Source organism: Kribbella sp. CA-245084 (assembly GCF_050942355.1).
Lineage (GTDB): Bacteria > Actinomycetota > Actinomycetes > Propionibacteriales > Kribbellaceae > Kribbella.
In genome coordinates, this window is the sequence record NZ_CP192053.1 from 3614199 (window position 1) to 3635219 (window position 21021).

Here is a 21021-nt window from a genome sequence, read left to right on the forward strand (position 1 = left end):
TATGCTGACTTGGCCTTGGGTCAAGTACGCCACTCGCTGGAGGTCCGCATGGCCGGTTCGTCGCTCCTGTCGGCACTAACGACTGCACTCGCGGACGGGTCGATCGAGGTGGTGGATCTGACTTCGCCGCTGTCCGCGTCGACGCCGGTGATCCAGCTGCCGCCGGAGTTCGGCCAGACGGCGCAGTTCGCGCTCGAGGAGATCAGCAGGTACGACGATCGCGGCCCGGCCTGGTACTGGAACAACTTCACCAGCGGCGAGCACACCGGCACGCACTTCGATGCGCCGAACCACTGGGTCACCGGCAAGGACCTCGCCGACATCGCGTCGGTCCCGGCGAACCGGCTGATCGCCCCGGCCGTCGTGCTCGACTTCACCGCCGAGGTCGAGAAGAACCCCGACTTCCTCGTCGAGGTCGACCACCTCAAAGCCTGGGAGGCGGACAACGTCCCGCTTCCGAAGGGCGGCTGGCTGTTCGTCCGCACGGGCTGGGACGCGCGATCGCATTCGCAGGAAGCGTTCATCAACGCCGACGAGAACGGACCGCATACGCCGGGCCTGTCGCCCGAGTGCGCGCGCTGGGTCGCCCAGGAGTCGCCCGTACTCGGCATGGGCGTCGAGACCGTCGGCACCGACGCCGGGAAGGCGCACTCGTTCGACCCGCCGTTCCCGTGCCACTCGTACCTGATGGGCAGTGACAAGTACGGGCTGACGCAGCTCCAGAACCTCGCGCAGCTCCCGCCGACCGGCGCCGTCATCATCGCCGGACCGTTGCCGATCGTCGGCGGCTCCGGCGCTCCCGCACGGGTGCTCGCGCTGGTCGAACGCTGATGAACGTCGCGGACGCCGTCGGCCGTGCGTTGGTGGCCGCGGGCGTCCGCCAGGTGTTCGGCGTGGTCGGTTCAGGCAACTTCCATCTGACGAATGGGATGGTCGCCGCCGGCGCGCGGTTCGTCGCCGCACGGCACGAGGGCGGGGCGGCCACGATGGCCGACGCGTACTCGCGGATGAGCGGGACGGTCGCCGCGCTCACGGTCCATCAGGGCTGCGGTCTGACCAACGCGATGACCGGGATCGCCGAAGCGGCGAAGAGTCGTACGCCGATGGTCGTGGTCGCGGCGGAGGTCCTCGAGCCGCGGTCGAACTTCTACGTCGACCAAGAGGCCCTGGCTCGCGCGGCAGGCGCGGTCCCGGTGCGGATCACCTCCGCGGAGACCGCGGTGGCGGAGGCGCAAGGCGCGGTGGCGACCGCCGTACAAGAGCGCAGGACGGTGCTGCTGAACTTGCCGCTTCCCGTGCAGGCGTTGGAGGTCCCGTCACCCTCGACCGCCCAGCAGTTGCCGTCGCGGGAGGCGGTGGTGCCGGGCGCCGCCGAGGTCGCCGCGTTGACCGACCTGCTTCGGTGCGCCGAGCGACCCGTCTTCGTCGCAGGCCGCGGAGCTCGCGGACATCGTCAGATCCTCGAAGCGTTGGCGGAACGATCCGGAGCACTCCTCGCGACCTCAGCCGTCGCGCACGGCCTGTTCCACGGCAACCCCTGGTCGCTCGGGATCTCGGGCGGCTTCGCCTCACCGCGTACTGCGGAACTGATCCGCGCCGCCGACATGATCGTCGGTTGGGGCTGCGCATTGAACATGTGGACGATGCGCCACGGTCAGCTGATCGGACCCGACGCGACCGTGGTGCAGGTCGACGACGACGCGTCGGCGCTCGGCGCGCATCGCGACATCCACCTCGGAGTCACCGGCGACGTCGGACTCGCCGCCGAGCTCGCCCTCGACACATTCGGCGAGCAGCGGGCCGGCTATCGCACGGCGGAGCTCGGCAGCGTGCGCTGGCGGGACGTCGCGTACGACGACACGAGTACTGCGGAGCAGATCGACCCGCGGACGTTGAGCATCGCGCTCGACGACGTGCTGCCAGCCGAACGCGTGGTCGCCGTCGACTCCGGCAACTTCATGGGCTACCCGAGCGCCTACCTGGACGTGCCCGACGAGAACGGCCTTTGCTTCACGCAGGCGTTCCAGTCGATCGGGCTAGGCCTCGCCACCGCGATCGGTGCCGCGCTTGCACAGCCGGACCGGCTGCCGGTCGCCGCGCTAGGCGACGGCGGCGCGCTGATGAGTGCAGCAGAACTGGACACGGTCCGACGGCTGGGTCTGCCGATGCTGGTTGTCGTCTACAACGACGACGCGTACGGCGCCGAGGTGCACCACTTCGGTCCCGACGGGCATCCGTTGGAGACGGTGACGTTCCCGCCGACCGATATCGCCGCGATCGCGCGGGGCTACGGCTTCGAGGCCGCGACCGTACGCACGGTCGACGACCTCAACGCGGTCACGCAATGGCTCGAGGGCCCACGCGAGGCGCCGATGCTCGTGGACGCGAAGGTCGTCGCGGACCAGCCGTCCTGGTGGCTTGAGGAGGCATTCCGGGGTCACTGAGGCGGCCCGGTTTATCCTGGCTTGACCTTGACCCTGGGGGCAAGGTTTAGCGTCGGGGTGAAGGAGGCGGGATGCGGATCAGCGATCTGGCGGCCGAGGCCGGTGTGACGGTCAAGGCCGTGCGGTACTACGAGGCGCAGGGGCTGCTCAAACCGCGGCGCGAGGCGAACGGGTACCGGGCCTACGAAGCGGACGACGTGGTCGTGGTGCGTGAGGTGAAGGCGCTGCTCAGTCTCGGGCTGACCGCGGAGCAGACGTATCCGTTCATCGAATGCCTGCGGGCCGGCAACGAGCGCGCGGACGTCTGCCCGGCGTCGCTCACGGCGTACCGGACCCGGATCGCGGACGTGGACCGGCGGATCGCGGAACTCACCGATCTGCGGGCCCGGCTGACCGACCTCCTGATCGATGCCGAGAGCTGGAGGATGAAACAACTATGAGTGAATTGCGTACCGTCGACGAGGCCGCCTTCGACGAGGTCGTATTGCGGTCCGAAAAGCCTGTCCTCGTGGACTTCTGGGCCGAGTGGTGCCCACCCTGCCACCAGATCGCGCCGGTCCTCGCACAGATCGCCGCCGACCGCGCCGATCAAATGACCGTGGTGAAACTGAACTCCGACGAGAACCCGTCCATCTCCGCCCGCTACCGCGTGATGGCGCTCCCCACCCTGATCCTGTTCCACCACGGCGAAATGATCTGGTCCGTAGTAGGCGCCCGCCCGAAGGCCCGCCTCCAGAAGGAACTCGACGACGCCCTCCTGACCGCCGTCTAACCGCCGAACTTGTAGAGCTCAACCAGCACGCCGTGAGGTGTGCTGGTTGACGGTTAGCTGTCTAGGATGCTAGCAATATAGCCATGGCGGATGATGGTGGCAAGAAGGTGCAGTTCAACGTGTATCTGCCGCCGGGGTTGGTGCGGCGGGTGAAGCACAAGGCGATTGACGAGGGGGCGAGTTTGTCGTCACTGGTCGAGCTGGCGTTGGCGGAGTACCTGGACAAGCATGGGGAGGCGCGGGGATGAGCAACACAGTGATCAGACCGCTGCGGTTCACGGCGGACGTGGAGGCGATGCGCGCGTTCCTCGAGGCGCTGGGGCTGCGGTCGCGGATCGAGTCCGAGCGTGGCGGCTGGGTCGACATGCTGACCGGCCGGGGCATGGTCGCGCTCCACGACGCGGCGAGCAGTAGTACGGGCGGGCAGCCGGGGCAGACCACGCTCTCCTTCGAGGCGGAGAAGATCGACGAGCTGAGGGACCGGCTGGAGCAGGTTGGGTTCGTCGATGCGACTGTCTTCGACGAGGCGTATGGGCGCGTCCTGTCGGTGACCGGACCGGATGGGGTCGTCATCTGGGTCGATGAGCGCTCCGAGGACATGTACGGGTACAAGCTGCACGACGCGCGTCCGGACGAGCGCTGGTCGGTCACGCCGTACCTGACGGGTGCCGAGGAGCCGGCCTGGCGCCGTTTCTTCGAAGGCGTCGGCATGGAGGCCCCCGTGCGGTTCGGCCCCACGGATGGCGGCTTCGCCGTCCGCCTGGACCTGACCACCACGGAGGACCTGGACGAGGTTCGAGGGCGGCTCGACAAGTACGACGTGACGCCGACAGCGACCGGGCTCGAGATCGTGGACCCGGACGGCCAGCTGGTCGTGGTGCACGGATGATCGCCGTACGGCGGGCTGAGCCCAGCGACGTCGACGCGATCCGGCAGATCGGTCTGACGACGTGGCCGGTCGCGTATGCCGGGCTGGTGCCGGAAGCGTTCATCACCCACGGACTGGCCGAGTGGTGGTCCGTCGAGGCCGTCGAACGCGGTATCAGCAGAGGTATCACCCTCGTGGCGGCTGACGGCAACGCGCTCCTCGGCATGGTCGGACTGGGGCGCGAAGAAGACTTCTGGGTGATGTGGAAGCTCTACGTGCTGCCCGACCAGCAGGGCAAGGGCGTCGGCAAGGCACTCCTCGACGCCGCGATCGCAGCCCTCCCGGACAGTACGCCGGAACTCCTGCTCGACGTGCTGGTTGCGAACGAACAGGCGATCGGCTTCTATCGCTCCCAAGGATTCACCGAGGCGAAGCGGACCCCGAACCGCGATCTGGGCGTTGACTTGATGTGGATGGCCATTGACCTCGACCGCACCTGAGCTTGCAGGATTCCGCTCATGACGACAGTGATGCCTGATCGGCTGCGCGACGACCCGGACTTCCGGCGGTACTGGCTGGCCCGCGCGCTGTCGATCACCGGGTCGATGGTGACAGCGATCGCGCTGCCGGTGCTCGTCTACCGGCTGAGCGGTTCGACCGTCCTGACCGCTTTGGTGACAGCGCTGGAGTCCGCGCCGTACCTGCTGACCGGACTGTTCGCGGGTGCGCTCGCGGACCGCTGGAACCGGCGGCGCGTGATGATCACCGCGGACTGCGTCAACGCTGTACTCGTCGGCTCGGTGCCGGTTGCGCACTTGCTTGGCGTGCTGACGATCGCGCACGTACTAGTGGTCGCCTTCACCGTCCAGTCCGTCTACACGTTCTTCGACGGCGCGAACTTCGGAGCGCTGCCGGTGCTGGTCGGCCGGGCCCGAGTAGCGCAGGCAAACTCCGCGGTCTGGACGGCGTCGAGCCTGATCGAGCTCTTCGTCCCGCCGCTGACCGGACTGACGCTTGCCGTACTCGATCCGGCCAGTCTGCTCACCCTGGACGCGCTCAGCTTCGCAGCGTCCGCGTTCGCCGTCCGCGGGATCGTGCGGGCGATGTCCGAGTCCCGTGCGGGTCAGCCACCGCTGCGGCCGCGGGTAGTACTGACCGACATCGCCGACGGCCTGCGATACCTGATCCACCACGCCGGCGTACGGACCATGACGATCGTCGGCAGCATCCAGTCGTTCGCCGGCGGTGGATTCATGGCGCTGATCGTGGTCTGGTGCGACCGCGTCCTCCACATCGGTACGTCGGGACTCCGGTTCGGACTGGTGTGGGGGACGTGGGGGATCGGCGGACTGATCGCCGCACTCAGTCTGCCCCGGTTGCTGAAGCGGATGCCGCCCGCAGCGATCACGCTGTACGCACTACCGGTCTCTGCGCTCCTGGGCGTGCTCACGCCGCTGTCACCCGACTGGGTCGCCGCTGCGTTCGCAACGCTCGTCTGGGGTTCGGCGTACGTGCTGGTGATCGTCAACGCGATCTCGTACCGCCAGCAGGTGACTCCGGAGAAGCTGCTCGGCCGGGTCAACACGGCCGGGCGGATGCTGTCCTGGGGCGTCGGGTGGACGCTGGGCTCAGTAGTTGGCGGAGTGCTCGGCAACGCGTTCGGACCGCGCACCGGAATGGTGCTGATGGGGCTGTGCGGGTGCGTCGGCGTTGTCTTCGCCTGGACCTCGCCCTTGCGCCGGATCGCGGCCGCACAGGACGTCGAGCTTTCCTGACCGGCCCCGTTGCATACGTGTACGGCGTTCATCCGCTAGGTTCTGCGCGTGGGCGTACGGGTTCTCGGTCCTCGTGACCTCGCGGCGGCGCGCGCGGTCATCGCTCGCGATCCGGTCGTGAATGTTTTCGTCGACAGCCTGGTCCAGGCGTCCGGACTCGACCCGCGGCGCGGTGCCGAGGTCTGGGGGTACGTCGACAAGGGCGCGCTGGAGGCCCTGTGCCACGCCGGCGGAAACATGGTGCCGGTGGGCGCGGACGACGCGGCGCTGCGCGCGTTCGCGGCGTACGCGATGCGGCGCGGACGGAACTGCTTCCAGATCCTCGGACAGGCCCGCGCGGTCGACCAGCTGTGGAGCATCCTCGAGCCGCACTGGGGTCCGGCCCGCGAGGTGCGGGACGACCAGCCGTTCATGGTGATCGAAGGGTCGCCGCTGATCGCACCGGATCCGCTGGTCCGCGCGGTGGAGCCGGTCGAGCTCCCGGTGCTGTATCCGGCCTGCGTGGCGATGTACACCGAGGAGGTCGGCGTACCGCCGCAGACCGGCCCGGACGGGACGTTCTACCGGTCCCGGGTGGCCGAGCTGATCCGGGCCGGGCGCGCGTTCGCGCGGATCGAGGACGGCCGGGTCGTGTTCAAGGCCGAGGTCGGATCAGTCGGCTCGGGCGTGTGCCAGATCCAGGGCGTGTGGGTTGATCCGGAGTACCGCGGTCGGGGCCTGGCTGCGCCGGGTATGGCGGCGGTGGTGGAGCTGGCCCGGCAGATCGCACCCGTCGTCACGCTGTACGTCAACGCCTTCAACCTGCCGGCGCGCGCGGCGTACGAGCGGGTCGGCTTCCGCACGATCGAGACGTTCGCGACGATTCTGTTCTGATACTGCTTACTCTCCGTGATCCGGAGGTGGCGGTTGTCAGGTTGGCTGGTCGGCATGCGAAGGCTCGCGGCTCTCCTGTGCACCTTTGCCCTCATGCTGCTGTCCTCGACGGCCTACTCGTCGCCGGCTCTGACGTACTACGGCGGGTACCACACCGTCGTCGGCCACGAGCAGCACAATGCGGCCGTCGCCGCGGCGCATCCGGACCTGGTGAAGCTCTACGACATCGGCGACTCGTGGACGAAAGCGCAAGGACGGGGCGGGCACGACATCCAGGCCCTGTGCATCACGAAGCTCGCGCCCGGCGACTGCGCCCTGAACAGCACCGGGAAGAAGCCCAAGTTCGTCCTGCATGCGCAGATCCACGCGCGCGAGCTGGCGACCGGCGAGATCGCGTACAAGTGGATCGACCTGCTCGTCTCGTCGTACGGCGTCGACCCTGAACTCACCGCATTGGTCGACACCCGCGAGCTGTGGGTCGTGCCGATCGCGAACCCGGACGGCGTGGATGTCGTCGCGTCGAATCCGGCCCAGCCGCTGCTGCAGCGCAAGAACGTCGACGACAGCGCGGGCGACTGCGTGACGGGGTACCCCGGGGTCGACCTGAACCGGAACTCGTCGTTCCACTGGGACGCGGACCAGGGCGGTCCCTGTGTGGAGACGTACCCGGGTTCGAAGGCGGCGTCCGAGCCGGAGACGGTTGCGATCCAGGGCCTGTTGAAGAAGATCTTTCCCGATACCAAAGGCGCTGTGGACGACCCGGCCGCCGCGAGCACGTCCGGCGTCTTCCTGACGCTGCACAGCTACGGCAACGACATCCTGGCGCCGTGGGGATACACCGACACGGCCGCGCCGGACCGGGACAAGTTGGTGGCTCTAGGCAACAAAATGGGTGCGGTGACGGGCTATCCGGTCTTCACCGGGGACGGCGGGATCGGGTACCTGACGCCGGGTTCGACCAGCGACTGGTTGTACGGGACGCGCGGCGTACCGTCGTACACGTTCGAGATCGGGCCGAAGTGGGGAGCGTGCGCCGGGTTCCTGCCGGCGTACTCGTGTGTCGCCTCGACGTTCTGGCCGTTGCTGAAACCAGCGTTGGTTTACGCCGCGACGGCTGCGGCGGCGCCGTACGGGAAGCTGCCTTGATTACCGTCGGGTAAGCTCCGGCGCATGTCGCGGAGCAAGACCACCACCGGCCTGGCCGTGCTGTTCGGCGTGCTCGGATCGCTGCATTTCCTGAAACCGGAACCGTTCGAGCAGATCGTGCCGCGAGCGCTGCCGCGCAAGAAGGAACTCGTTTACGCCTCAGGCGTGGCCGAGCTGGCCTGCGCGGCCGGGCTGCTGCACCCGCGCACGCGGCGGTTGGCGGGATTGATGAGCGCGGGCCTGCTGGTCGCGGTGTTCCCGGCGAATGTGCAGATGGCTGTCGACCTGCAGAAGAAGGGGTCGCGGGCGGCCCGGACGATTGCGTATGCACGGCTACCGTTACAGGTCCCGTTGATCAGATGGGCACTCAAGGCAGCCCGCGAGTGACCTGTGGATAACGTGGTGGGAGCATGTCCGGCGGACGGATATTCTCTGTGACGTCCTGATTCCTTCTTTTGCACGCTTGGAGACTCCCGTGATTTTGCGTATGTCGTCGCTGTTCCTCCGCACACTTCGCGAGGACCCGGCGGACGCGGAGGTCCCGAGCCACAAGCTGCTCGTCCGCGCCGGGTACATCCGTCGCGCCGCACCCGGCATCTACACCTGGCTGCCGCTGGGCCTGCGGGTGCTGCGTAATGTCGAGCGGATCGTCCGCGAGGAGATGGACGCGATCGGCGCGCAGGAGCTGGTCTTCCCGGCGCTGCTGCCCCGCGAGCCCTACGAGGCGACCGGCCGCTGGACGGAGTACGGGCCGAACATCTTCCGGCTGAAGGACCGCAAGGGCGCCGACATGCTGCTCGGTCCCACGCACGAGGAGATGTTCACGCTGGTCGTGAAGGATCTGTACTCGTCGTACAAGGATCTTCCGCTGTCGATCTACCAGATCCAGAACAAGTACCGCGACGAGGCACGGCCGCGGGCCGGCGTGCTGCGCGGGCGCGAGTTCGTGATGAAGGACTCGTACTCGTTCGATGTCGACGACGACGGCCTCGCCGCGTCGTACGAGAAGCATCGCGAGGCGTACATCAAGATCTTCGACCGGCTCGGCTTCGACTACGTGATCGTGCAGGCGATGTCCGGCGCGATGGGCGGCTCGCGGTCCGAGGAGTTCCTCGCGATCGCGGAGAACGGCGAGGACACCTTCGTCCGCTCCGCGGGTGGGTACGCCGCCAACGTCGAGGCGGTCGTGGTGCCGCAGGCCGCGGCGATCGACGCGTCCGACGTGCCGGCCGCGGAGGTCGTGGACACGCCGGAGACGCCGACGATCGACACGCTCGTGGACGCGCTGAACGCGAAGCACGCGCGCGCCGACGGCCGCGAGTGGGCGGCTGCGGACACGTTGAAGAACGTGCTCGTCATGCTGGTGCACCCGGACGGGTCGCGTGAGCCGCTGGCGATCGGCGTGCCGGGCGACCGGGCGATCGACGAGAAGCGGCTCGGCGCGCAGATGGAGCCGGCCGAGGTCGCGGCCTTCGAGGAGGCGGACTTCGAGAAGTACCCGTCGCTCGCGAAGGGCTACATCGGTCCCGGCGTGCTGGGCAAGGAGAACGCGTCCGGCATCCGTTACCTGCTCGACCCGCGGGTTGCCGAGGGCTCGGCGTGGGTGACCGGTGCGGACAAGTCCGGCTTCCATGTCATCAACCTGGTGCACGGTCGCGACTTCACCGCGGACGGCACGATCCAGGCCGCCGAGGTGCGCGACGGCGACCAGGCGCCGGACGGTTCGGGTGCGCTGGAGGCGGCGCGCGGTATCGAGATGGGCCACATCTTCCAGCTCGGCCGCAAGTACGCCGACGCGCTCGACCTGAAGGTCCTCGACCAGAACGGCAAGCTCGTCACGGTCACCATGGGCTCGTACGGCGTCGGTGTCACCCGCGCGGTGGCCGCGATCGCCGAGGGCAACCACGACGAGCTCGGCCTGGTCTGGCCGCGCGAGATCGCGCCGGCCGACGTCCACCTCGTTGCCACCGGCAAGGATTCCGCGGTCTTCGAGAAGGCGGCCGAGCTCGCCGCGGAGCTGGAGTCCCGCGGCCTGTCGGTCATCTACGACGACCGGGAGAAGGTCTCGCCGGGCGTGAAGTTCAAGGATGCCGAGCTGATCGGCGTGCCGACCATCGCCGTCGTCGGCAAGGGCCTCGCCGACGGCACGATCGAGGTCAAGGACCGCCGCTCCGGCGACCGCGCCGACGTACCGGTCGCCGACGTCGTCGACCACCTGGTCGCAGCCGTCCGCGGCTGAACCCCAGCCCTGACCGGCCCCACTCCGCAGGGAGTTGGGCCGGTTTGCATTTTTCTTTGGCCGAGCATGTCGAGGAATGTCAGTCGGCTCCGATCCCGGGGTGAGACGCCAGAGGGGGCGTCTCGGATCTAGGGAGTTGGCGATGACGGAATCTGTAGTGGTTGGCAGGGGGATCGACGAGCTTCGCGGCGCGGTGCTGGGTGAGGTCCTCGTAGACGGGGACGCGGGGTACGCCGATGCCCGGCGGGTGGTCATGGCCGAGGGCCGGCCGAGCGTGGTGGTGCGGTGTACGGGCGCCGCTGATGTCGTTGCTGCGTTGAGGTACGCCGAGGCGCAGGACCTGCCCGTCGCCGTACGCTGCGGTGGCCACAATGCAGCCGGATTCGGTACGAACGACGGTGGCGTGGTGATCGACGTACGGCCGATGGACGAGGTCAAGGTGCTGCCGGACGATGTCGTTCGCGTCGGCGTCGGGGCGACCTGGGGCGACGTGGCCGCGCGACTCGGGAAGCTTGGGCTGGCGATCTCGTCGGGAGACACGGCGAGCGTCGGCGTTGGCGGGCTGATGGCCGGCGGTGGCATCGGCTGGATGGTCCGCAAGCACGGTCTGGCGATCGACAACGTGGTGTCAGCCGAGGTCGTCACCGCGGACGGTTCGGTACGCCGGGTCGACGCCGCGAACGAGCCGGAGTTGTTCTGGGGACTGCGCGGCGCGGCGGGCAGTCTTGGCGTGGTCACGTCGTACGACGTCACCGCCGTACGGCAGCCGACCGTGCACTTCGGCACCCTGCTGTATCCGTGGACGCAAGCCGAGCAGGTGCTCAACGGCTGGGCGGAGTACGCCGCGCAGGCGCCCGCAGAGGTGACGTCCTCGCTGCAACTCGCGCCGACGATGATGGCCGATCGTCAGGTCCCCGTCGCCGTGATGGTGTGCGTTGCGGGAGACTCCGCGCTCCTCGAACCGCTGCGCAACCTCGGCACGCTGCTCACCGACAAGGTCGCCGAGGTGCCGTACGCCGAGGTGTTCTCGGACATGTCGATGCCCGCGGATTGGCGGCCGCGGATCCGCAACGGCTTCTTCGACGAATGGTCACCCGAGTTGACGGACCGTCTGCTCGAGGCTCGTCAGCAGATTCCGGCGATGGCGATGGAGATCCGGTCCCTCGGCGGCGCGTTCGGCGAGATGCCCGCGGATGCGACCGCGTTCGCCCACCGCGACGCGCGGTTCATGGTCAACTCGGTGGTGATGGGAACGCCCGACGAACAAGCCACGCGAGACTTCGACGCGTTCTGGCAGACCCTCCGGCCGAACGGCGCGTACGTGAACTTCCTGTCCGACCCGACCGACGCCGACCTCGACAGCTGCTACCCGGAATCACATCGCGCCAGACTGGCCGCACTCAAGCAGGCGGTCGATCCGGGACACGTCTTCCGCAGCGCGCTGAGTGTTCCGCCGCGGCCCGAGTGGACCGGCGGCCGCCGTCACTTGATGAGGTGGGCAATGCGGTCGCGGAGATAGTTCTGCTCGGCAGTGTTGCGGGTGCGCTCCAGCGCGGCCACGTAGTTCGATCGGGCCTCGTCCGGACGGCCGGCGAGCTCGTGCAGGTGGGCGAGGACCGACAGGCGACGATGGTGCTCGCCGACGTACTTGTCGTCAGCCAGCCCTTCGACGATCGCGATGCCGGCCTCCGGGCCCTCGGTCATCGCGATCGCGACGGCCGCGCCGAGCGTCACCATCGGGCTCGGGTCGACCTTCTCGAGGATGCGATAGAGACCGACGATCTGTTCCCAGTCAGTGGTCTCGACCGAGTCGGCCTCGCTGTGCACGGCCGCGATCGCTGCTTCCAGCTGGTACGGGCCGACGGCGCCGGTGCTCAGCGTCTCCTCGACGATGCGCGTGCCTTGGGCAATCTCGTCGGCGTACCAGCGGGATCGGTCCTGCCGGTCGGCCGGGATCAGGTTGCCGCCAGGTCCGGTCCGCGCGTCGCGGCGGGCGTGGGTGAGGATCATCAACGCGAGCAGGCCGGCCACCTCGCCGGCTTCGCGCGTGGCCTGACACAGCAGGCGGGTGATCCGGAGCGCTTCCTCGGCGAGATCCACGCGCTGCAACGAATCGCCGGCGCTCGCGGTGTGGCCTTCGTTGAAGATCAGGTAGAGGACCTGCAGGACGGCGGCCAGTCGGTCGTCGTACTCCTCGGCCGTCGGGAGCTCGAACCGGGCGTCCTTGATCAACCGCTTCGCCCGGCTGATGCGCTGCGCGACAGTGCTCTCACTGACCAGCAGAGCGGCGGCCACCTCGGCGGTGGTGAGACCGCCGACCGAGCGCAATGTCAGCGCGATCTGCGACGCCGGAGTCAGCGCGGGGTGACAACACAGCACCAGGAGCCGGACCGTGTCGTCGGCGTCCTCGTGGTACTCGTCCGGGTCGTGCTGGTCGGCCGGCGCTCGGAGGAAATCGTTCAGCTCGCGTTGCCGCCGCGCGTTGTCGCGTCGCCAGCCGTCCATCATCCGGCGGGACGCGACACTGATCAGCCAGCCGATCGGCTGCTCCGGTACGCCGTTCGCGCCCCACTGCACGAACGCGTCGACGAGCGCCTCCTGGACCGCGTCCTCGCACTGGTCGAACGCGTCGTACCGCCGAACGAGAACCGCCAGTGCCCGCGGCGCCGCCGCCCGAATCGCTGCTTCGAGCTCGGGCGCCGCGGGGCCGGTCACGATCCGCCGGCCCCCTCGAGCGATCCGCCCTGCTCGAGAAAGGCGAGCTGCGCCAGGAATTCCTCGTGGTCCTGGTTGATCTCGCGGAGCTCGACGCGACGGAACTGCGCCAGCGGGATGAACGCCGCGATCTCCAGCGCGCGTTCCACCGACGCGCAGTTCAGCACCATCGCGCCGGCCAGGAACTCCTTCGTCTCCAGCAGCGGACGGTCCGAGATCACCGGCGTACCGGCGACGAGCTGGACGTCCTTCTCCTCACCCGGGTCGTTGAGCCGGAGAACCGAGACCAGCTCTCCGCTCGTCAGCAGCTCCCGCGCCGTGGCGGCGAGTCCGGCCGGGCCGCCGGACATCTCGAACAGCTGCTGCTCGGTGAACTGCTTGAGCGCCTCGACGTTGTTGTGGATCAGCAGTAGGAACTTCACCCCGCCATTCTCCCGGATCGGGTGTCATACCTCTCACTGGCCGGTGTAAGGGTTGAGCGGTACAACGCCCTTACCTGATCATCGGGTCCGTGAGGATCTGCCGCTGTGCCTGATATTTCGTTGTGGACGTTGTTGTTCCTGGTGATCGCCGCCTTCGCGGCCGGCTGGATCGACGCCGTGGTCGGCGGCGGCGGACTGCTGCAGCTGCCCGCGATGCTGCTCGGTCTGCCGAACGCTTCGCCGGCGCAGATCCTGTCGACGAACAAGATCTCGTCGCTGTGCGGTACGACGACCAGTGCGGTCACGTTCGGCGTGAAGGTCCGGCCGGATAAGAAGACCGTCCTTCCGCTCGCGATCCTCGCCGGGCTCGGCGCGGCGACCGGTGCGTTGGTGGCGACGAAGATCCCGATGTCGTGGTTCAAGCCGATCGTGCTCGTGCTGCTGGTCGTGGTCGCGATCTACACCGCGATGAAGCCGTCGCTCGGCGCACGGACCGCGCTGCGCTTCGACGGCCGCGACCATTACCTCGCGGCGAGCGGGGTCGGCGTACTCATCGGGTTCTACGACGGCGCCGTCGGACCGGGGACGGGCTCGTTCCTGATCTTCGCCCTGGTCGGTCTCCTCGGCTACAACTTCCTGCAGGCCAGCGCCAAGGCGAAGATCGCGAACGTCGCCACCAACCTCGGCGCGATCCTCGTCTTCGCTCTCCACGGCGCACCGCTGTGGGGTCTCGGCCTGATCATGGGCGCGGCCAACATGGTCGGAGGCCTCCTCGGCGCCCGCACCGCGGTGGCCCGCGGCAGCCGCTTCGTCCGCGTGATCTTCCTCGTCGTCGTGTCCGCGCTGATCCTGCGCCTCGCGTACGACGTCTTCTTCGGCGGCTGATGTCAAAAGCTGCAAGCGCGGTCCGCCCGCGGACGCTGGACCCAGCCGCGGCCTAGTGTCGCGCCATGGACACCGACGTGTTGTTCGAGGGGAAGCTGGATCTGACGTTCGGGCAGATCTATCTGATGAGTGGGGACACGGACTGGCCGGACTTCGACGACTCGCGGCGCGGTCAGGCGAACGGGATCTGCGGCGCCGCGGAGCCGGGGCGGCTGCTGCTGTTCACCGGTTTGCACACGGGGTACGTCGAGCTGCGGATCGAGCGCTTGGAGCAACCGCCCGCGCTGGACGATGACTGGGAGGACATCGTCGAGGTGCCGTTCGAGCCGGAGGCGCCGGCGATCCGGGTGCACGGCCTCGACGGATCGGAGTACACGGACTTCTCGCTGCCGGTGGGCAGCTACCGGGCTCGCTACAGCGCCACCGGGATGGACGAGGGGAAGGCCGTCGACGTCGTCCCGGAGGACGAGCCGGTCGTGGATCGGTACCTGCTGCAGTTCTGGCCGGCGGAGGCCGCGCCGGATGCGGTGATCAAGCAGATGAGCGCTGTTGCCACGCGCTGGCATGAGGAGTGGCGGTAGGGTCGTCGGATGGTGGACTACGACGGTCGGATGGGTCGTGTGTACGTCGCGGGCCGGGGGATGCCGGCGGCTGAAGTTCGTCGGTGGACGGCGGCGTTTGCGACGTACTTGCCGGAGCGGCGGCCGTTGGATGTGCTCGATCTCGGCAGTGGAACCGGTCGGCTGAGCCCGGGGCTGGCCGAGGAGTTCCAGGGCCGGGTGTACGGCGTGGAGCCGTCGGACCGGATGCGCGAAGCGGCCGAGCAGCATCCGCGTGTGAGCTATCTGAAGGGCAGCGCCGAGGACATTCCGTTGCCTGAGGCATCGGTTGACGCGGTGCTGATGTTTCTGTCGTTCCATCATTTCCCCGACCAGTTGCAGGCCCTGCGCGAAGTTCACCGGGTCCTGCGGCCCGGGGGAGTGGCGTTGCTCCGCAGCCAGTTCTCGGATGTGATGCCGGAGCTGTTCTGGTACGAGTACTTCCCGTCCGCGCGCGAGGTCGATGCGGCGATGTACCTCTCGGTCGCGCAGACGAAAGCGCTCGCGGTGGAGGCAGGTTTGGTGCCGGGCGAGGACGTCGTACGGATCACTGCCGAGGAGCCGCGGACTTTCGGTGAGACTTACCAGCGGCTCAGCCATCGGGCGTTGTCGACGTTCGAGTACTTGCCGGAGGACGAGATCGAGCCGGGGTTCGAGCGGTTCGCGGCGGACGCGGAGCGCGATCCGGACCGGGCGATGCCGGTGTACGACGCGACGACGCTGGTCCTCACGCGTCCCAGCTGACGCGCAGCGCGGACGGCTTGCGGAAGACGAGACCTCTCGGCGCGGGTGAGTCCGCGGCGAGGCGGAGGCCGGGGAGCTGAAGGGCGGCTTCCAATGCGGTGAGCGTTTCAAGGCGGGTCAGGTGCATGCCGAGGCAGATGTGCGGTCCGCTAGCGAAGGCGAGGTGGCGGCGCGCGTTGGGTCGGCGTACGTCGAACGTGTCGGGCGACTCGAACATCTCGGGATCGCGACCGGCGCCCGCAAGGGACACAGTGACCATGTCGCCGTGGCGGATCTGTGCGCCGGCGAGCTCGATGTCGCGGGTGGCGTAGCGGTCGACCACGGCGGCGGCCGGCTCGAGGCGGAGTGACTCCTCCATGACGTTCGGGAGGAGCGTCGGGTCGGCGAGGACGAGGTCGAGCTGGTCGCGGTTGGTCAGCAGGTGCCAGAGGGCGTTGGTGATCATGCCCTCGGTCGTCTCGATACCGCCGAACATCAGAACGGCGGCGTTCGCGACGACCTCGTCGACGCCCAGCCCGGCGTGCGCGGCCGCGGCGATCAGCGAGTCCGACGAGTCGATGCCTGCGGCAACATGTTTGTGCAACTCGGCGAAGGCGGCGGCGCCCTCGGTGGTCACCGGGTGGCCGGCGGAGACCCCGGACACGGACGCGGAGATCGCCGTGTACCAGTCGAGCACCGTGGCAGCCGACGCAGGCGGCAACCCGAGCGACAACGCGACGACTGCTACAGACAGCGGGCCCGCGAGCGCGGGCCGCAGGTCCGCGGAAAGGCGGGTGGCGCCGGCCGAGTGCGAGGTCGCCGGGTTGAGGGCGGCCATCAGCCCGTCCACGGTCTGCTGGACGGGCTGGGTGAAGCGGCGGCGGGTTTCGGCGAGGCCGAAGGGGGACTCGAAGGGGTCGCGGTGTGCCTTGTGCACCTGGCCGTCCAGGGAAAGCATCGACGGCCCGACGACCTGGGCCGTCGAGAACCTCGGATCGTCGACGGTGAACGTCTCCGGATCGCGCAGGACGTTCAGCACCAGCGCGCGCGAGGTGACCATCCAGGTGTTCAGCGGCTCGATCCAGCCGATCGGGCGGATGGCAGCAAGCGTCGGATGCGGGTCGGTTTCGAGTTGCTCGACAGTCACCACCAGACCAGCGTAATGATAGGACCACTAATACAGCTGGTATTGCTGAGACAGATCGGATATGAACGACTCAGCGGGCGTCCGGGTTACGGATCCTTCAGGAAGGCCCTCTAGGGTGTGGGCCATGTCGGTGTCAGATTCGTCCCCCACCCCACCGCCCCGGTCAGGGCATTTGGTGCTGCTGCCTGCCGTCGATGTGGCGGACGGGCAGGCCGTTCGGCTCGTGCAGGGCGAGGCCGGGAGCGAGACGTCGTACGGCGATCCGCTGGCTGCTGCGATGGCCTGGCAGGACGCGGGCGCGGAGTGGATCCACCTGGTCGATCTGGACGCGGCGTTCGGCCGTGGCAGCAACCGGGAACTGCTCGCGGAGGTGACCGGCAAGCTGGATGTCCAGGTCGAGCTGTCCGGCGGCATCCGCGACGACGACTCCCTGGAAGCCGCGCTCGCCACCGGTGCCCGTCGGGTAAACATCGGCACCGCCGCGCTCGAGGACCCGGAGTGGTGCGACCGGATCATCGGGCAGTACGGCGACCGGATCGCCATCGGGCTCGACGTCCGCGGCCGCACGCTGGCCGCCCGCGGCTGGACCAAGGAAGGCGGCGACCTGTACGAGGTGCTCGAGCGGCTGGAAGCAGCCGGCTGCGAGCGCTACGTGGTCACCGACGTCACCAAGGACGGCATGCTCCAAGGCCCGAACCTGGAGCTGTACCGCGACCTGTGTGCGCGCACCGACAAGCCGATCATCGCGTCCGGCGGCGTCTCGAGCCTCGACGATCTGAGGACTCTGAGCACGCTGGTCCCGGACGGCGTCGAAGGTGTGATCGTCGGCAAGGCCCTGTACGCCGGCGCGTTCACCCTGACCGAGGCACTCGAGCTCACGCGTGGAGGCGACAAGTGAGTCTGGCCGACAAGCTCAAGGACAAGAAGGTCCTTGTCACCGGCGTCACCGGATTCGTCGGTGAAGCGCTGCTGCACCGGATCATCGGCGAGCTGCCCGGCACGACCGTGGCCGCGATCATCCGGCCGAAGGGCTCGCAGTCCGGCGCGGACCGGATGGCGCAACTGCTCCGCAAGGACATCTTCAAGCCGTTCTACGGCGAGGGCACGGAGTACGCCGACGCCGAGGCACTGTCCGCGGCCCGGATCCACGTGATCGACGGCGACCTGTCCGACGTACCGGCGCTGCCGACGGATCTCGACATCGTCGTGCACTGCGCCGGCGACGTCAGCTTCGACCCGCCGATCCACGAGGCGTTCACGACCAACGTGCTCGGTACCAAGAGCCTGCTCGAGCGGATCGACGAGAGCCGGCAGGGGACGGACCGCCGGATCCACTACGTGCACATCTCCACCGCCTACACCGCGGGCCGCCGTCGTGGCGCGATCCCGGAGGCGTCGGTCGAGCATTTCGTCGACTGGCGGGCCGAGGCCGAGGCCGGGATGGCGATGAAGGCCCGGATCGAGGAGCAGTCCCGGTCCGCGCCGATGCTGGCCAGGTTCCGCAAGGAGGCCGAGAAGCTGCACCGCCGCGCCGGTCACCTGACGGCCGCGGCCGACACCGAGCGGCGCCGGATCGAGTGGGTCGCGAAGAAGCTGGTCGAGACCGGCACCGAGCGGGCCCGCAGCCTCGGCTGGACCGACTGCTACACGTTCACCAAGGCGCTCGGCGAGCGCGTGGTCGAGGAATTCGCCGGCAAGCTGCCGACGTCGATCGTCCGGCCGGCCATCATCGAGTCCGCGCTGCAGTCCCCGCACCCGGGCTGGATCGAAGGCTTCAAGATGGCCGAGCCGCTGATCCTGGCCTACGGCCGCGGCGAGCTGCCGGAGTTCCCGGCCAGCCCTGACTCCGTCGTCGAGATCATCCCGGTCGACCACGTGGTCGGCGCGATCTGCGCGGTGATGGCGACCGAGCCCGAGCTGAGCAAGCCGGAGTACTACCACGTCAGCTCCGGAGCCCGGAACCCGCTCACGTTCGAGCAGTTGTACGCCGGTGTCCGCGCGTACTTCTCCAAGCACCCGTTCGACCTGGGTGAGCGCGGCGCGGTCCGGCTGCCGGTCTGGAAGTTCCCCGGCGGCGACTCGGTTGAGAGCATGCTCCGGTACGGCGAGAAGGCGCACAAGATCGCCGACAAGATCATCACGACCGTGCCGCGGAGCGAACGCGTCCGCAAGTACGCGCGAGAGCTGGACGTGCAGAAGCGCCGGCTCGACTTCCTCCGCCGCTACATGGACCTGTACTCCGAGTACGCGCAGGCCGAGCTGCAGTTCATCGACGACAACGTGCTCGCGCTGCACAACGCGCTCGAGGGTGACGACCGGGAGAAGTTCTGGTGCGACACCTCGATCGTGGACTGGCAGTACTACCTGCAGGAGCTGCACTGCCCGAGCGTCACCGAGTCGATGCGCCGGCTCGACGTCGTACGGAAGAAGCGGAACAAGGCGCTGCTCGAGTCCGCCGGCGTACTGAAGAAGGTCGAGCCGTCCTCGGAGTCCAAGGTGATCGCGGCGTTCGACATGGACGGCACGCTGCTGTCCTCGAACGTGATCGAGACCTACCTGTGGATGCGGCTGCCCGAGCTGGACGGCCCCCAGCGGGTCGGCGAGATCGGTGCGATGCTCCGCAAGCTGCCGAAGCTGATCGCGGCCGAGCGCAAGGACCGCGGCACCTTCCTCCGGACGATCTACCGCCGGTACGCCGGTGCCGATCTGGAGGAGCTGAACCAGATCGTCGACGAGATCCTCGCCGAGCACGTGCTCGAGCGGTTGAGCGGCGCCGCCGTACGACGGATCCGTGAGCACCGGGCCGCCGGGCACAAGACGATCCTGATCACCGGCGCGGTCCGCCCGCTGACTCGCCCGCTGGAGCCGCTGTTCGACGAGATCGTCGCCGCGGAACTTGCGGTCGACGATCGCGGTCGGTGCACCGGCTTCCTGTCCGGTCCGCCATTGGTCGGTGAGTCCCGGGCCGCGTGGATCAAGCACCACGCGCGGCAGACCAACATCGACCTGTCCAAGTCGTACGCCTACGCCGACAGCCACTCGGATCTGCCGATGCTGGAGACCGTCGGCAATCCGGTCGCGGTCTCGCCGGACGTGTCGCTGTTCCGGGCTGCCCGGGCCGCGCGCTGGCAGATCGTCGACTGGAAGACCCCGTCCACCTCGTCCCGTCTGGAGCTCCCTGGGGTGAACAGTCGATGATGCTCGCTCTCGAGATGTACCGGTCGCCGGCCAAGTTCCTGGCGGCCAAGGCTGTCGGCGGCCGCATCCCCGGCATCCTCACCGGACCGGCCGCGCCGCTGCGACTCGTCACCATCAACGAGCCGAAGGCCGAGCGGCCGGGCTGGGCCCGGATCCGGCCGATCCTGTCCGGTATCTGCGGCTCGGACCTCGGCATGGTGACCGGCTCGACCAAGCTGTACTTCTCCGCTGTGGTGTCGATGCCGTTCGTGCCCGGTCACGAGATCGTCGGCGAGCTGCTCGACGACTGCGAGGACCTGCCGAAGGGCACCCGGGTCGTGATGGACTCCGTGCTCACCTGCGCAGCGCGCGGCGTCGAGCCGTGCGAGAACTGCGTGACCGGCAACACCAACCGGTGCGACCGGATCACGGTCGGCCACGTGAAGCCAGGTCTGCAGACTGGGTTCTGCCAGGACACCGGCGGCGGCTGGGGGAACATGCTGGTCGCCCACCGCAGCCAGCTGTACGCCGTACCTGAGGCACTGACCAACGAGCGCGCAGTGCTGGTCGAGCCGCTCGCCGGCGCCGTGCACGCGGCGCTGCGGGCGAAGGTGCAGCCGGGCCAGTCGGTGTTGGTCAGTGGCGCAGGTGCGGTCGGGCTGTTCGCGACGCTCGCGCTGCGCGAGCTGACGCAGGCCGGCCGGATCACCGTGGTCGCCAAGCACCCCAAGCAGCGTGAACTCGCGCGGGCGTTCGGCGCCAGCGATGTGGTCGCGCCCGACGAGGTGTTCCGCGGCGTACGGCGGTCGACCGGTGCGTTCCGGCTCAAGCCGGACTTCGGCGCGGGCGAGTTCCTGCTCGGCGGCGTGGACGTCGCGGTCGACGCGGTCGGCAGCAAGGACTCGATCGACACCGTCCTGCGGGTCACCAAGGCAGGTGGCCGGGTGGTGCTGTCCGGGATGCCGGCCAGCGGCGCCGACCTCTCGCCGGTGTGGTTCCGCGAGCTGGAGGTCACCGGCACCTACGCGTCCGCGCGGGAGGAGCCGAACGGTCGCCCGGCGTTCGAGACCGCGCTGGAGCTGGCCGGACGAGCCCCGCTGGACGGGATCGTCGGTGCGCGGTACCCGCTGTACCGCTGGCGTGAGGCGCTCGACCACGCGCACTCCGCCGGCCGACTGGGAACAGTCAAGGTTGCTTTCGATGTGAGGGCCTCATGAGGGCGCTGAACGTACGACG

Annotated in this window: 22 protein-coding genes; 19 read left to right on the plus strand and 3 right to left on the minus strand. The window is 68.7% G+C overall.

Annotated elements, in window-relative coordinates:
- Positions 1 to 48 precede the first annotated feature (48 nt).
- From ACQPYH_RS17360 to ACQPYH_RS17420, 13 genes are all read left to right on the plus strand, one after another.
- Positions 49 to 831, plus strand: a complete 783-nt coding sequence (locus ACQPYH_RS17360; protein WP_432892508.1) for a cyclase family protein — start codon at positions 49 to 51, stop codon at positions 829 to 831.
- On the plus strand, positions 831 to 2444 hold the full coding sequence (locus tag ACQPYH_RS17365) for a thiamine pyrophosphate-binding protein (protein ID WP_432892509.1): 1614 nt from the start codon (positions 831 to 833) through the stop codon (positions 2442 to 2444). The genes ACQPYH_RS17360 and ACQPYH_RS17365 overlap by 1 nt, the downstream gene beginning before the upstream one ends.
- Positions 2445 to 2515: 71 nt before the next feature.
- The gene (locus ACQPYH_RS17370; protein ID WP_432892511.1) at positions 2516 to 2884 is read left to right on the plus strand and encodes a MerR family transcriptional regulator; all 369 of its coding nucleotides are present in this window, start codon (positions 2516 to 2518) and stop codon (positions 2882 to 2884) included.
- Positions 2881 to 3216, plus strand: coding sequence for a thioredoxin (gene trxA, locus ACQPYH_RS17375; protein ID WP_432892513.1), 336 nt, complete (start codon positions 2881 to 2883; stop codon positions 3214 to 3216). The genes ACQPYH_RS17370 and trxA overlap by 4 nt, the downstream gene beginning before the upstream one ends.
- A gap of 83 nt (positions 3217 to 3299) precedes the next feature.
- Positions 3300 to 3464, plus strand: coding sequence for a CopG family transcriptional regulator (locus ACQPYH_RS17380; protein WP_432892515.1), 165 nt, complete (start codon positions 3300 to 3302; stop codon positions 3462 to 3464).
- Positions 3461 to 4105, plus strand: coding sequence for a VOC family protein (locus tag ACQPYH_RS17385; protein ID WP_432892517.1), 645 nt, complete (start codon positions 3461 to 3463; stop codon positions 4103 to 4105). The genes ACQPYH_RS17380 and ACQPYH_RS17385 overlap by 4 nt, the downstream gene beginning before the upstream one ends.
- Positions 4102 to 4584 (plus strand): GNAT family N-acetyltransferase, encoded by a 483-nt coding sequence (locus ACQPYH_RS17390; RefSeq protein WP_432892518.1) that lies wholly within the window; start codon positions 4102 to 4104, stop codon positions 4582 to 4584. Before ACQPYH_RS17385 ends, ACQPYH_RS17390 begins: the two co-directional genes overlap by 4 nt.
- 18 nt (positions 4585 to 4602) lie before the next feature.
- Positions 4603 to 5859 carry an MFS transporter gene (locus ACQPYH_RS17395; RefSeq protein ID WP_432892520.1) on the plus strand — a complete coding sequence of 419 codons (1257 nt, stop codon included), beginning with the start codon at positions 4603 to 4605 and terminating at the stop codon, positions 5857 to 5859.
- A 48-nt stretch (positions 5860 to 5907) separates the two neighbouring features.
- Positions 5908 to 6732, plus strand: coding sequence for a GNAT family N-acetyltransferase (locus ACQPYH_RS17400; protein ID WP_137254648.1), 825 nt, complete (start codon positions 5908 to 5910; stop codon positions 6730 to 6732).
- A 54-nt stretch (positions 6733 to 6786) separates the two neighbouring features.
- Positions 6787 to 7878 (plus strand): M14 family zinc carboxypeptidase, encoded by a 1092-nt coding sequence (locus ACQPYH_RS17405; RefSeq protein ID WP_432892522.1) that lies wholly within the window; start codon positions 6787 to 6789, stop codon positions 7876 to 7878.
- A 24-nt stretch (positions 7879 to 7902) separates the two neighbouring features.
- Positions 7903 to 8265 (plus strand): DoxX family protein, encoded by a 363-nt coding sequence (locus ACQPYH_RS17410; RefSeq protein ID WP_432892523.1) that lies wholly within the window; start codon positions 7903 to 7905, stop codon positions 8263 to 8265.
- A gap of 88 nt (positions 8266 to 8353) precedes the next feature.
- Positions 8354 to 10117 (plus strand): proline--tRNA ligase, encoded by a 1764-nt coding sequence (locus ACQPYH_RS17415; RefSeq protein ID WP_432892525.1) that lies wholly within the window; start codon positions 8354 to 8356, stop codon positions 10115 to 10117.
- 142 nt (positions 10118 to 10259) lie between these two features.
- Complete coding sequence (locus ACQPYH_RS17420) at positions 10260 to 11636, plus strand: FAD-binding oxidoreductase (protein WP_432892526.1); 1377 nt, start codon at positions 10260 to 10262, stop codon at positions 11634 to 11636.
- Here the strand turns inward: ACQPYH_RS17420 and ACQPYH_RS17425 are convergent.
- Positions 11600 to 12832, minus strand: a complete 1233-nt coding sequence (locus ACQPYH_RS17425; RefSeq protein WP_432892528.1) for an RNA polymerase sigma factor — start codon at positions 12830 to 12832, stop codon at positions 11600 to 11602. The genes ACQPYH_RS17420 and ACQPYH_RS17425 overlap by 37 nt on opposite strands.
- A complete protein-coding gene (locus ACQPYH_RS17430) occupies positions 12829 to 13254 on the minus strand; it encodes a YciI family protein (protein WP_432892529.1) in 426 nt (141 codons plus the stop codon). The genes ACQPYH_RS17425 and ACQPYH_RS17430 overlap by 4 nt, the downstream gene beginning before the upstream one ends.
- A 105-nt stretch (positions 13255 to 13359) precedes the next feature.
- Between ACQPYH_RS17430 and ACQPYH_RS17435 the strand changes: the two genes are divergently transcribed.
- From ACQPYH_RS17435 to ACQPYH_RS17445, 3 genes are all read left to right on the plus strand, one after another.
- Positions 13360 to 14139 carry a sulfite exporter TauE/SafE family protein gene (locus tag ACQPYH_RS17435; protein WP_432892531.1) on the plus strand — a complete coding sequence of 260 codons (780 nt, stop codon included), beginning with the start codon at positions 13360 to 13362 and terminating at the stop codon, positions 14137 to 14139.
- A gap of 65 nt (positions 14140 to 14204) precedes the next feature.
- Complete coding sequence (locus tag ACQPYH_RS17440; RefSeq protein WP_432892532.1) at positions 14205 to 14720, plus strand: hypothetical protein; 516 nt, start codon at positions 14205 to 14207, stop codon at positions 14718 to 14720.
- A gap of 9 nt (positions 14721 to 14729) precedes the next feature.
- Positions 14730 to 15482: a class I SAM-dependent methyltransferase gene (locus tag ACQPYH_RS17445; protein WP_432892533.1), complete on the plus strand. Its 753-nt coding sequence runs from the start codon at positions 14730 to 14732 to the stop codon at positions 15480 to 15482.
- On the opposite strand, the gene ACQPYH_RS17450 is transcribed toward ACQPYH_RS17445, so the two are convergent.
- On the minus strand, positions 15466 to 16611 hold the full coding sequence (locus ACQPYH_RS17450) for a cytochrome P450 (protein WP_432892534.1): 1146 nt from the start codon (positions 16609 to 16611) through the stop codon (positions 15466 to 15468). The two genes, ACQPYH_RS17445 and ACQPYH_RS17450, sit on opposite strands and share 17 nt — an antisense overlap.
- Positions 16612 to 16732: 121 nt before the next feature.
- Here ACQPYH_RS17450 and priA point away from each other — a divergent pair, with 121 nt between their 5' ends.
- The 3 genes from priA to ACQPYH_RS17465 are packed head-to-tail and all read left to right on the plus strand — an operon-like array spanning position 16733 to position 21002.
- Entirely contained in the window at positions 16733 to 17506 is a 774-nt protein-coding gene (priA, locus tag ACQPYH_RS17455) for a bifunctional 1-(5-phosphoribosyl)-5-((5-phosphoribosylamino)methylideneamino)imidazole-4-carboxamide isomerase/phosphoribosylanthranilate isomerase PriA (RefSeq protein WP_432892536.1), read from the plus strand.
- On the plus strand, positions 17503 to 19806 hold the full coding sequence (locus ACQPYH_RS17460; protein ID WP_432892538.1) for an HAD-IB family hydrolase: 2304 nt from the start codon (positions 17503 to 17505) through the stop codon (positions 19804 to 19806). Before priA ends, ACQPYH_RS17460 begins: the two co-directional genes overlap by 4 nt.
- Entirely contained in the window at positions 19803 to 21002 is a 1200-nt protein-coding gene (locus ACQPYH_RS17465; RefSeq protein ID WP_432892539.1) for a zinc-dependent alcohol dehydrogenase, read from the plus strand. The genes ACQPYH_RS17460 and ACQPYH_RS17465 overlap by 4 nt, the downstream gene beginning before the upstream one ends.
- Positions 21003 to 21021 lie beyond the last annotated feature (19 nt).

Bases quoted from the DNA above. Each gene is read 5' to 3' on its own strand.
- ACQPYH_RS17360 (WP_432892508.1), top strand. From the start codon at position 49: ATGGCCGGTTCGTCGCTCCTGTCGGCACTAACGACTGCACTCGCGGAC.
- ACQPYH_RS17365 (WP_432892509.1), top strand. From the start codon at position 831: ATGAACGTCGCGGACGCCGTCGGCCGTGCGTTGGTGGCCGCGGGCGTC.
- ACQPYH_RS17370 (WP_432892511.1), top strand. From the start codon at position 2,516: ATGCGGATCAGCGATCTGGCGGCCGAGGCCGGTGTGACGGTCAAGGCC.
- trxA (WP_432892513.1), top strand. From the start codon at position 2,881: ATGAGTGAATTGCGTACCGTCGACGAGGCCGCCTTCGACGAGGTCGTA.
- ACQPYH_RS17380 (WP_432892515.1), top strand. From the start codon at position 3,300: ATGGCGGATGATGGTGGCAAGAAGGTGCAGTTCAACGTGTATCTGCCG.
- ACQPYH_RS17385 (WP_432892517.1), top strand. From the start codon at position 3,461: ATGAGCAACACAGTGATCAGACCGCTGCGGTTCACGGCGGACGTGGAG.
- ACQPYH_RS17390 (WP_432892518.1), top strand. From the start codon at position 4,102: ATGATCGCCGTACGGCGGGCTGAGCCCAGCGACGTCGACGCGATCCGG.
- ACQPYH_RS17395 (WP_432892520.1), top strand. From the start codon at position 4,603: ATGACGACAGTGATGCCTGATCGGCTGCGCGACGACCCGGACTTCCGG.
- ACQPYH_RS17405 (WP_432892522.1), top strand. From the start codon at position 6,787: ATGCGAAGGCTCGCGGCTCTCCTGTGCACCTTTGCCCTCATGCTGCTG.
- ACQPYH_RS17410 (WP_432892523.1), top strand. From the start codon at position 7,903: ATGTCGCGGAGCAAGACCACCACCGGCCTGGCCGTGCTGTTCGGCGTG.
- ACQPYH_RS17420 (WP_432892526.1), top strand. From the start codon at position 10,260: ATGACGGAATCTGTAGTGGTTGGCAGGGGGATCGACGAGCTTCGCGGC.
- ACQPYH_RS17440 (WP_432892532.1), top strand. From the start codon at position 14,205: ATGGACACCGACGTGTTGTTCGAGGGGAAGCTGGATCTGACGTTCGGG.
- ACQPYH_RS17445 (WP_432892533.1), top strand. From the start codon at position 14,730: ATGGTGGACTACGACGGTCGGATGGGTCGTGTGTACGTCGCGGGCCGG.
- priA (WP_432892536.1), top strand. From the start codon at position 16,733: ATGTCGGTGTCAGATTCGTCCCCCACCCCACCGCCCCGGTCAGGGCAT.
- ACQPYH_RS17465 (WP_432892539.1), top strand. From the start codon at position 19,803: ATGATGCTCGCTCTCGAGATGTACCGGTCGCCGGCCAAGTTCCTGGCG.